Origin of the sequence: Vreelandella rituensis (genome assembly GCF_003336665.1) — a bacterium.
Classification (GTDB): Bacteria; Pseudomonadota; Gammaproteobacteria; order Pseudomonadales; family Halomonadaceae; genus Vreelandella; species Vreelandella rituensis.
On record NZ_QPIJ01000045.1, the window covers coordinates 26437 to 36252 of the forward strand.

The window sequence follows — 9816 nt, forward strand, 5'->3', positions numbered from 1 at the left end:
CGATCTTTTGAACAGAAACGGGGCGACTCATGTCGACTGCGGCATTTCCTCGGCCATGATCTGCAGGTGCACCTCGGGCATGCGCTGAAGATGAGTTGTCAGCCAATCGATCAACCGAGGTTGCAGGGCGGTTCTCAGTTCGGAAAGCGTGTCGGCGTGAATGCCGTCCAGCTGCTCGTCGAGCCAATCCACGAAACTGTCTTCGTCCATTGGGCTTGTGGCATTGCTGTCGAGCATCAGTCGCCCGATGCGCGTCCAGCCCGTCTCGGTCGCCGCCACCGACAATGCCAGGTACAGGCTGCCGTGGCGTGAACGCTGATACGACCCATCCAGGCCCGGATGTGGCACCACACTGTCCTGGCTGACGATGCAGGGTGGCTGCGGATGGCGCTTCTCCAAGGTAAGACCGTTGGCGTCCAGGCGGATCATATCGCCGTTTACCGGAGCCAGCGGCGCTTGGATATGCATTTCTCGTGCAAGTGCTTGATGCGCCTGCTGATGGCGTGCCTCGCCATGCACGGGCAACAGGTAGCGTGGCTGTATCCATTGATACAGCTTGCGTAACTCGTCCTGAGCGGGATGTCCCGTGGCATGTAGCTCGGGATGGTTGAACTCGTCATACAGACTGACCTCAAGGCGAGCCAGCGAGCTTTTCAAGCGTTCGATCATGCGCTCGTTGCCGGGAATCGCCTTGGCGGAAAAAATCACGCTGTCGCCGGGTTGAAGCTCAAAATGCGAATGCCGCCCCTGAGCAAGGCGCTGCAGGGCCGCACGGGGTTCTCCTTGACTACCGGTGGCGATTACCACGACCTCTTCCGCGGGCAGGTAACCCAGGTCATGGACGGGTACCAACGGCGGGAAGTCATCGAGATAACCCAGTCCCCGTGCCACCGTCACCATGCGTTCCATGGAGCGCCCCATCAAGCTGATGCGTCGGCCGCAGCGCTGAGCTGCCCGGCCGATGGCCACGATCCTGGCGATATTACTGGCGAAACACGACACCACGATACGCCCGTTGCACTTGGCCATGGTGTTTTCCAAGGCCACGGCCACGTCGCCTTCGCTACCCGAATGGCCCGGCAGCGGCGCATTGGTGGAATCTCCCACCACCAAGTCGACCGGCGCCAGGGCGCGCAGCATCGCGGCGGATACGGGCGCACCGACCAGAGGGTCGGGGTCGAGCTTCCAGTCGCCGGTATGCAGCACCCGATAATTGCCGACAGCCATCATCAGAGCACAGCTTTCGGGAATGGAGTGGGTCATCGGGAGATAGCGTAGCGTAAATGGACCGTTTTCCAGCGCCTCGCCGGGCTCGATGATTTTAATGGCATCGGTTGCCAAGCCACGTTCGGAAAATTTCAGGCGCAAGAGTCCGGCGGCCAGCGGAGTGGCGTAGATAGGGCAGCCCCAATGCGGCCACAACCAGGCAGCCGCGCCAATATGGTCTTCATGGCCATGGGTAATGAAGAGTGCACGAGGAATGATGCCCAATGCCGTGGCGGTATCGAGATTGGGGACCTGCAGTGGAAAGTCGGGCAGATCCTGACGAATCATCATCCCGCAATCGATGGCGATCCAGTGGTCGTCATGGCCGTAAAGGCTCAGATTCATGCCGATTTCACCACATCCTCCCAACGGCAAAAAATGCAGGGGGCTGCGACGGCGGGGGCGAATTTGGACACGCGGTTGAAGCATCGGTAATTGCGAACCTGAAGTAATAAGCCTCCAACTATACGGGAAGGGAGGCGGGAGTCACAATCCAGGTCGCTTAAAGTACCGTTCTCAGACGCTTTTCAAGAAGAAAGTGTCTGCCAAACTACCTGGCTAGCCTCTGCCATGGCCAGCGCATCTTGATGGGTATTTCCATGTACTGTATCGCTTCATTTAACGGAGTCAGTATGGTGCCGAGGTGCCGGTAGCATAGTGAGCTGCTCAGCATCCCGGGGCACTGCTTCAGCAACAGTTCACATTGTTGAGCGGCCAGATAAAGTCGCTCCGTCGCTTCCGGTAGAAACAGTGGCTTTGACTGTTGGCAGCAGCGCTTCAGTTCACGAGACAGCATCATCACCATGCTGGTATCCAGCCAGCATGGCAAAGGGTCCTCCAGCCTGCCGGCGATGGAGCATTGAATCGCCTCGAAAGAGGTGCGCAAGAATAGGGCGGTTTGGTGGATTTGGCGCTGTTCATTTGTCATGGGGATTGTCTTTTAAAACTGTCTTTGAAAGCTGACTTTAAAAAAGGTTTAAAAGAGATTGATTCTCATTCTCATAAAAAGTATATATTTTCGTGACGTGCTGTCAATGACAGGGCGATTTTTTCGACGATGGCATCAAGTGGTGCACAGGGAGCAAGCCGCTGAGGCTGCTATTCTGTAAAGACAGCATTGTATCCTTGTGGAAGGAGGTGCCCCATGCTGGTGACACATGAAACCAATCGGAATGGGCGAGATTGGGTAGCGGGAGATATTCACGGCCAATACGATACCCTGTTCGATGCGCTTACTCAGGCTGGGTTCGATAGCAAGCATGACCGGTTATTTCAGGTGGGTGACCTTATCGACCGTGGCCGCGATTCCTTCAAATGTCTTTCATTGGCTTTCGAACCCTGGTTTTTCGGGGTGCTCGGCAATCATGAGCAATTAGCGCTGGATGCATTTCGTACCGGTGGAAGCGCCTGGGAGCTATGGATGCTCAACGGGGGAAAATGGGTCTATTCGGAAAACCCCAATGAGGTGGCCGCGGTACTTGAGAAGGCGATGAAACACCTGCCGTTGGTGAGAGAGATTAACGCTGGTCGATATCGTGTCGGAATGGTCCACGCCGAACCGCCACAGGATTGGCTCAGGCTCAAAGACGATGTCGATGTTTACCGCGAGACTCTTACCTGGGGTCGTAAACGTTACGAGGCTCAAGACAATCGTGTCGTGAGCGGAATCAATGCGGTGGTGGTGGGGCATACTATCGTGAAGGCACCTATCTGGTTAGGAAATGTGCTTTATCTGGACACCGGCGCCTTCATGAAAGACGGCTATCTAACGCTTGTACCGCTGGATGAAATCATCGCCATGACACCCTCCGATTTTTCAGACAGATCCTGATTGTTTGATCACGCAAATTCGGAATCCGTGGTTTTCACGTGGACGGCGTCTTCCTCACCCTTTACCCACACTGAAAAGTCGCCGCCACCTAAATGAGTAACGGCATGGCCTTCTCGGGTCTTGTAAGAGGAAAGGCCGTTCTGGACGGCTCCTTCATGGTGTAAATTATTGATATTCTTGACGCTCGAGAAAATATCGATGAAATATTCATTGCCTGCGTCATCAAACGCCATGATGGTTCTCTCATACTGATGCATGCTTTTCACCTGCTTGAATGCCATTGAATATGGATGACGTACTCAGCATAAACATAGCTAACAACGAGCGTTGGCGCCCTGGAGTTAGATGAACCATATTAGTAAATAGCCTGGTGACGGGGCGTGCTTTGCTACAGGGAGATGCAACATGAAAGAACCTTTTTACTTTTGGGCTACTCGTGCTGGAGTCGCCAAATCGATGGGTATTGCTATGACTGCCGGTATGTTGCTGGGGCACTCTGTTCCAGGGATTGCTCAGCAGGACCAGGAAGCGCCGGAGACCGAAGCATCGGTCGAAGAAAGGGAGAAATCCAGGGAGCAACTGGAAGACGAGCTTTCTGTGACGCGTACCGACTTGGAAACCCGTAAGGAAGAAATGCAAAAGATGCGTGAGCGCATCGAATATCTTGAAGGTGAGCTGGCCGACACGCTTGAAGAGAAGGCCGCAGCCGTGTCCGCCAACGAATCTCAGGAAGACACCGACGGCGAGGCGGCCAATAATGGAGAGGATCAAGATCTGGCTGTTCAGGTGGAAGCTCTGGAAGAAGAACTCGCTCAAGTAAAACAGCAGCGTGACGCCATTCGTCAGGAAAGGGAGGAAGAAATTGCGGCGTTACGCGAACGACTTCCCACTGAAGAAGAAGGCAGCGTGGATCTCGAAGGTGCCAAAGACACCGCCCGCGAAAGTGCTCAGGCGTTGGCGGATGCTCATGGTCGCGATAATCCCGAAGAAATCGCACAGTACTCCGAACAGCTGTATCACGACCAGAGGCTGGTTTCACTGATGCAGGATGACACCACACTTTACCGGGTTAAAGAGGGGGAAAGCCTGGCCAATATCGCCATGCGCTACTACGGAGATGCCAATCGCTGGCCTGAGATTCATGAGGCTAATAGCCATGTCATTGAAGATCCGGATAGATTGTGGCCGCAAATGACGCTTCTTCTACCCATGTGAGGCAGTCTTTATGTGAGGAAGTCTTCATGTGAGATAGCTTTCTAGCGGTCGCTTTGTTCACCGTTCGCGTCGTCCTCATGGTCTTTCACTTTTTGGGGGCGTCGCGCCATCAAGGTAATCTCGACGTGGGAACCGTCGTAGAGTCTTGACGACTCGGTGCAGGTACGCGCTGGATAGCGGGTATGATTGAAAAACTCAGCATAGACGGCGTCCACTTGCTGGGCGTTATCGAGATTGGTGAGATGAATGTCCACACGGACGGTATCGGCGATATCGCATCCTGCGTATTCGAGTATTTTTACCAAGCGGCGCATGACCCAGCGGGTTTCTTCGTGAATATCACCGAGTACGGTTTCGCCACCGGGAATATCCATCACGGTCAGACCCGAAATAAACGCATAGTGGTCATCCAGCACGATATGGCTGCCCGGGAATAACGGCTGGTTCAGGGTCGGGTCATTGAGATAGTTCGGCATCTTGACGTCCTCTCGAGTCGAGAAACTCAGTGCATGAGCTAAGCCCAGACAGTGATGACGATTATCATGATAGCCATGTACTGATTGTCTTTCCTGAAATTCCAGAGTTACAAGATGATCCAAATAGAGAACATGCCATTTAGCCTACGCTTTGTCGGCCTGCTGTTGATGCTTGGCTTGTTGTCGGGGTGTGGTGCCTTGAACCGTGGTTATGAAGCCTTGCTGGTGCTGGGAGATCTGTCGGCGGGAAGTGAAGAAAGCAGGCTGAAACAGCGCACCCCGGAGCCTCGTCGGGAGGAAGTGAGTTACGCAGTGGAGGGGCGGGAGTACGTAGCGGATATTTATCACCCGGAGGCCTCCCGCCGAGGGGCATTGGTGTTGGTGCATGGGTTTACCGAGGAGGGTCGCCGCGATTCCCGTCTGGTCGAGTTTGCCATGACCTTATCCCGACTGGGCTTCAGGTTGGTAGTACCTGAACTGGAGGGCTTGAAGGATTTTTCCATCAGCACACGTGAGGCTCAAGCGATAGCCGATGCCATTCGCTACACCACGAATAAAGTGGAGGCCGCGGAATCGGAGGCTGCACTTGCCGCCATCAGTTTTGCGGTAGGCCCGGCACTCATCGCTGCCATGCAGGAAGACACGGCCGAGCGGGTGAGTTTCGTGGTGGCCGTGGGTGGCTATTATGATCTGACGGACATGCTTCGCTATGTCACCACAGGAGAAGAGCATGGCGGTAAGGCGCTGGATTTGCCCCCGCCGGAGAGTCGGGCACGTTGGGCGATGTTGTTGAGTCAGCTTCATTGGCTGGAAGACGAGGAAGATCAAGCGCTTCTGGAAAATATCGCCCGGCGCAAACTGGAAGACCGTTCTGCAGCGGTGGAAGCTGAGGTTCGCAGGCTAGGGCCGCAAGGCAGGTCGCTGTATAACCTGGTGACCAATGAAGATCCAGATAAGGTGAATGCGCTGCTCGATAAGCTGCCGTCACGGCTGAGACAGGAATTCAAGGCGCTGGACTTATCGAGACGAGAACTCGATGCTTTACAGGCACAGCTGATATTGATTCATGGGCCGAATGATCGAGTGATACCGATAAGCCACAGCCGCCGTTTGGAGGATGTCTTGCCCGAGGACCAGGCTCACTTATACGAGGCGGCGGGCTTGGAACATGTGGATGTCTCGCCGGGCTTGATGGATGGCTGGGAATTGTGGCGAGCCACCGTTCATGTGCTAAAGCTGGGAGAGCAATAGCAATAGCAATAGAGTGCTGCAGTTATTCTATGAATCCAGGAACACAGCGTTAACCATGCTTTTTCCCATTACGGCCATTGTCGATATTGGGCAGGATCGGCCCGATATTCTGATGAATCCAATTCAAGGCCTGGATACGGTTGTGAACATTGATCTTGCGGAAAATGTTGTAAAGATGAGACTTTACAGTGTGCTCACTGACGAACAGCTTGTCGGCGATTTGCTGGTTGGAGGCGCCGGAACTGAGTAAGGAAATAATTTCCATCTCGCGGTTGGTCAGGCCGGCTGCCGGACGGAACACATTGCTCTGATACTTGCGATAAAACAGAATAAGCTGCGCCATGAGGTCGCGTGACATCCAAAGCTCACCCTCCATCAAGCTTTTGATGCCCTTGCAGATCACATCGAGATTCTCGTTACGGTAAAAAACCCCCTTGAGTTGAGCGCAAGCCAAGGCTTCCAGAGCGTGATCCATGTCCCTGATATTGAAGGCGGCAATGGGGACCTGTTTCAGTGCCTCAGGAAGCTTTGCCTGCCATCCCGGCAAGGTATCCAGGTTGATGTGATCCATGTCGATCAGCAATAGTGCTTTTTCTGGTGGAGTGACCGTAAGCACGGCAGACGGTGGATACACCGTAGCGTTATAGCCGGTGTGCTGAATCAAGTACTCAACAAATAATTGAGTTTGCGGACTTTTTTCGGTTATTACATAAACCTGGTCGGATGATGTCGTCAAAGCCATTGGGTGATCCTCGTGAAAAAATGATGATTAAGCAGTTTATGAAATATTATCTAATAAGCATTTTGTTCATAACTTTTTGTTATTAAATATAAATTATCAGTTTAATTAGTTATATTTAATTAAATATCATGTTTAAAAATTACTGCATCTCTCTTTGATTTTTATTAACTTACATTATTTTGTAAATTAATTTTTTGCATAGTGAGTAAAATCAATAGATGCGGCATAATCATTCAAATCGTCTCAGTAAAGATGCCTAGTATCATCTCAGTCAGTCGAATGAAGCATTGGCATGAGATGAAGCTCAGCTCGACTTCCAAATCTAAAAGCCTTTCAAGGGCAGATAATGAATCAGCATAGCAAAACCACAGGATTCTTCTGGCACGAACGCTGCTTCTGGCACGATCCGGGAGCTATTGGAATATTTTCAGCACCGGGTGAGTTTCTGCAACCGCAACCGGCCTCGGAGAGCCCCGAAAGCAAACGCCGGCTCAAGAATTTACTGGAAGTGTCGGGTTTGATCGATGAACTGAAGGTAAGAAAAGGTGCTCCTGCCAGTCGTCAGGCACTGGAGCGATTTCACAGCTCAAGCTATCTCGATGCCCTCGAAGCAGGAACCCAGCGAGGAATGGGTGATGCTGGCGATTGTGCGCCTTATACTGCGGGAAGCTTGGCGGCGGCACATCAGTCTGCAGGTCTGGCGCTTGAAGCTGTCGACGCGGTCGCAAGAGGCGAGTTGAGCAATGCCTATGCCTTATGCCGCCCGCCGGGCCACCATGCAGAGTCCAGCCGCGGCCGGGGCTTCTGTCTTCTGGGCAATATTCCCATTGCGGTGATGCATGCTCGTGCGCTCGGCTTGGTCAGGCGAGTGGCGATCCTCGATTGGGACGTTCATCACGGCAATGGTCAACAGGCCGCCTTTTATGACGACTGCGATGTCTTGACGGTATCGATACATCAGGCAGGCAATTACCCGCTGGATACCGGCGGCTTCGATGAGCGAGGAGAAGGTGCCGGTCGGGGCGCCAACCTCAATCTGCCGTTACCCCCGGGGTGCGGCATTGGCGCTTATCGCTATGCCATGGCTGAGCTGATACTTCCGGCTATCGAGGCATTTTCGCCGGAGTTGATCGTGGTGGCCTGTGGCTATGATGCCTGCGGCAAAGATCCGCTCGGCAAGATGCTGCTCAATAGTCGAGCATTTGCTGAAATGACCTCAGAGGTCAAGGCATTGGCAGAGCGCTGTTGCGAGGGACGTCTAGTGATGATTCACGAAGGCGGGTACTCGGAAGGCTATGTTCCGCTGTGCGGCCACGCAGTGATCTCGGTGTTGGCCGAAAGTGAGATCCAGGTACCTGATCCTCAGAATGATGAAATTGCTGCCTGGGGTTATCAAGCTTTGCAGCCCCATCAACGTGACTTGATCGATGAGTGGGTGCGGGTGTGGGACACTCAAGAAAAGACAACTGACGAGCGAGGGGAATCTTGATGACGCCACTATACGACCGGGATGGCTGGGTCTGGCAAGATGGCGAATGGCTACCGTGGCGTGAAGCCACCACGCATTTGCTGACCCACACATTGCATTACCACTCAGCGCGTAAAGCATCGCCCAGTCCTCGGGCAGTGATATAAGCGCGCACCGCGCCGCGGTGCTGTATTGATATTGCCCCTAACCCCTGATATTTTTCCAGCATGATGAAACGTGCCTACAAAGAACGTGTTTATCCCACGCCCGAGCAGGCTGTGCTGTTGGCACAATCGTTCGGCTGTTCACGTTTTGTGTGGAACAACACCGTGCGACATGAAGTCGCTTTACCGACTGTGGCTGAGACTGCCACCTGTTCTCCCATGAACAGTACCCTAGGTGGATGTGCGGAGCTGGTAACGGCTCGGTATGAAGCTCCACTGACAACGTATCTGAGTCGAAAGGCCAGCGCGAACCTGCGAGGTAGTAGCGCTGAACTGGTAGCATCAAACCGGTAACAGGCTAGGGTATCCAACATGGCTAACATAAGTGAACACCTGGTAAAGACCGTAATCCAGAACAAGCCAAAGATGCTGATAGGCTTGAACCAAAAGGTATGCGGACAGGCTTGGGGGTCTTGTGTTTCTCCCAACATGGGCGTTGCGCCGCCGGTCGAAAGGGTGGGCCTAAATTGGATTAAATCGGTCAAGCGAAACATGGTAAGCCCAATGCCCTCCTCGAAAGGGGTAAGGAGATCGCAAGATCGAATGACAGGACAGTGGGTAAAGGAGGATGGAGAAAGCGAAGGCTCCTCTGTAATGAGGGAGATAGAAGTTGAGCATCGCGCAATATTACTTCACACGAAAGTGGGCAGACTTCCATCTGGTTCTTGTTTACGAGATAACTTGATAAACCTCCGAAGGTTGGAAAGCAGATGACCGCGTTTTCGAACATGGGTGCACCAACCGACCTTGATATGCACTGGCACAGCATCGACTGGGCCAAATGTCATCAAGAGGTCAAGAGGCTCCAAGCACGTATCGTAAAGGCAACTCAGGAAGGCCGCTGGAACAAGGTAAAATCCTTGCAATGGCTGCTAACCCACTCGTTCTCCGCAAAAACGTTAGCAGTGAAACGAGTGACAGAAAACCAAGGCAAAAACACGCCAGGTGTAGACAAGCAGATATGGTCAACACCAAATGCCAAACTATCGGCCACCGGACATCTGAAGAAACGTGGTTATAAACCTCTGCCGCTCAGACGGGTTTACATCCCCAAGAGTAATGGGAAGTTGAGACCACTCGGAATACCGACCATGAACGATAGGGCCATGCAAGCCCTCTACAGCTTCGCGCTAATACCTGTAGCAGAGACCCTTGCTGACCCCGACTCATACGGTTTTCGCCCATCCAGAAACACATCTGACGCTATCGAGCAATGTTTTGTCTGTCTGGCAAAGAAGCGCTCAGCTCAATGGGTTATGGAAGGTGACATCTCAGGATGTTTCGACAACATCGACCACAATTGGCTAACTAACCATGTCCCTATGGACAAGACAATCCTACGG

Annotated in this window: 11 protein-coding genes and 1 pseudogene; 7 read left to right on the forward strand and 5 right to left on the reverse strand. The window is 53.1% G+C overall.

The window, feature by feature from the left end:
* Positions 1 to 27 precede the first annotated feature (27 nt).
* Complete coding sequence (locus tag DU506_RS15920) at positions 28 to 1611, reverse strand: ribonuclease J (RefSeq protein WP_114487893.1); 1584 nt, start codon at positions 1609 to 1611, stop codon at positions 28 to 30.
* A 205-nt stretch (positions 1612 to 1816) separates the two neighbouring features.
* A complete protein-coding gene (locus DU506_RS15925) occupies positions 1817 to 2194 on the reverse strand; it encodes a hypothetical protein (protein WP_114487883.1) in 378 nt (125 codons plus the stop codon).
* A 216-nt stretch (positions 2195 to 2410) separates the two neighbouring features.
* Between DU506_RS15925 and DU506_RS15930 the strand changes: the two genes are divergently transcribed.
* Complete coding sequence (locus DU506_RS15930) at positions 2411 to 3097, forward strand: metallophosphoesterase (RefSeq protein ID WP_114487884.1); 687 nt, start codon at positions 2411 to 2413, stop codon at positions 3095 to 3097.
* Positions 3098 to 3105: 8 nt separating this feature from the next.
* Here DU506_RS15930 and DU506_RS15935 read toward each other — a convergent pair whose 3' ends face one another.
* A complete protein-coding gene (locus DU506_RS15935; RefSeq protein WP_114487885.1) occupies positions 3106 to 3354 on the reverse strand; it encodes a hypothetical protein in 249 nt (82 codons plus the stop codon).
* A 199-nt stretch (positions 3355 to 3553) separates the two neighbouring features.
* Here DU506_RS15935 and DU506_RS15940 point away from each other — a divergent pair, with 199 nt between their 5' ends.
* Positions 3554 to 4312, forward strand: coding sequence for a LysM peptidoglycan-binding domain-containing protein (locus DU506_RS15940; RefSeq protein ID WP_147273763.1), 759 nt, complete (start codon positions 3554 to 3556; stop codon positions 4310 to 4312).
* A 41-nt stretch (positions 4313 to 4353) separates the two neighbouring features.
* Here the strand turns inward: DU506_RS15940 and DU506_RS15945 are convergent, their stop codons facing one another.
* Positions 4354 to 4788 carry a RidA family protein gene (locus tag DU506_RS15945; RefSeq protein ID WP_114487887.1) on the reverse strand — a complete coding sequence of 145 codons (435 nt, stop codon included), beginning with the start codon at positions 4786 to 4788 and terminating at the stop codon, positions 4354 to 4356.
* Between the two features lie 114 nt (positions 4789 to 4902).
* On the opposite strand from DU506_RS15945, the gene DU506_RS15950 reads away from it, so the two are divergent.
* The gene (locus DU506_RS15950) at positions 4903 to 6039 is read left to right on the forward strand and encodes an alpha/beta hydrolase (protein ID WP_114487888.1); all 1137 of its coding nucleotides are present in this window, start codon (positions 4903 to 4905) and stop codon (positions 6037 to 6039) included.
* Between the two features lie 49 nt (positions 6040 to 6088).
* Here DU506_RS15950 and DU506_RS15955 read toward each other — a convergent pair whose 3' ends face one another.
* The gene (locus DU506_RS15955; protein WP_114487889.1) at positions 6089 to 6781 is read right to left on the reverse strand and encodes a response regulator transcription factor; all 693 of its coding nucleotides are present in this window, start codon (positions 6779 to 6781) and stop codon (positions 6089 to 6091) included.
* A 346-nt stretch (positions 6782 to 7127) separates the two neighbouring features.
* On the opposite strand from DU506_RS15955, the gene DU506_RS15960 reads away from it, so the two are divergent.
* The 4 genes and pseudogenes from DU506_RS15960 to DU506_RS15980 form a co-directional block, all read left to right on the forward strand.
* A complete protein-coding gene (locus tag DU506_RS15960) occupies positions 7128 to 8270 on the forward strand; it encodes a class II histone deacetylase (RefSeq protein ID WP_114487890.1) in 1143 nt (380 codons plus the stop codon).
* Positions 8270 to 8371, forward strand: a pseudogene (locus DU506_RS15965) (branched chain amino acid aminotransferase); the annotation flags it as partial. The gene DU506_RS15960 and the pseudogene DU506_RS15965, both read left to right, overlap by 1 nt.
* Positions 8372 to 8479: 108 nt before the next feature.
* Positions 8480 to 8767, forward strand: a complete 288-nt coding sequence (locus DU506_RS22840) for a helix-turn-helix domain-containing protein (protein ID WP_415843714.1) — start codon at positions 8480 to 8482, stop codon at positions 8765 to 8767.
* Positions 8768 to 9183: 416 nt separating this feature from the next.
* Positions 9184 to 9816, forward strand: a 633-nt coding sequence (locus DU506_RS15980; protein ID WP_181870786.1) for a reverse transcriptase N-terminal domain-containing protein, incomplete at its 3' end; no start/stop codon positions are given.

Coding starts and splice junctions, on each gene's coding strand:
- DU506_RS15920 (WP_114487893.1), bottom strand. CDS start 1,611: ATGAATCTGAGCCTTTACGGCCATGACGACCACTGGATCGCCATCGAT.
- DU506_RS15925 (WP_114487883.1), bottom strand. CDS start 2,194: ATGACAAATGAACAGCGCCAAATCCACCAAACCGCCCTATTCTTGCGC.
- DU506_RS15930 (WP_114487884.1), top strand. CDS start 2,411: ATGCTGGTGACACATGAAACCAATCGGAATGGGCGAGATTGGGTAGCG.
- DU506_RS15935 (WP_114487885.1), bottom strand. CDS start 3,354: ATGCATCAGTATGAGAGAACCATCATGGCGTTTGATGACGCAGGCAAT.
- DU506_RS15940 (WP_147273763.1), top strand. CDS start 3,554: ATGGGTATTGCTATGACTGCCGGTATGTTGCTGGGGCACTCTGTTCCA.
- DU506_RS15945 (WP_114487887.1), bottom strand. CDS start 4,788: ATGCCGAACTATCTCAATGACCCGACCCTGAACCAGCCGTTATTCCCG.
- DU506_RS15950 (WP_114487888.1), top strand. CDS start 4,903: ATGATCCAAATAGAGAACATGCCATTTAGCCTACGCTTTGTCGGCCTG.
- DU506_RS15955 (WP_114487889.1), bottom strand. CDS start 6,781: ATGGCTTTGACGACATCATCCGACCAGGTTTATGTAATAACCGAAAAA.
- DU506_RS15960 (WP_114487890.1), top strand. CDS start 7,128: ATGAATCAGCATAGCAAAACCACAGGATTCTTCTGGCACGAACGCTGC.
- DU506_RS22840 (WP_415843714.1), top strand. CDS start 8,480: ATGAAACGTGCCTACAAAGAACGTGTTTATCCCACGCCCGAGCAGGCT.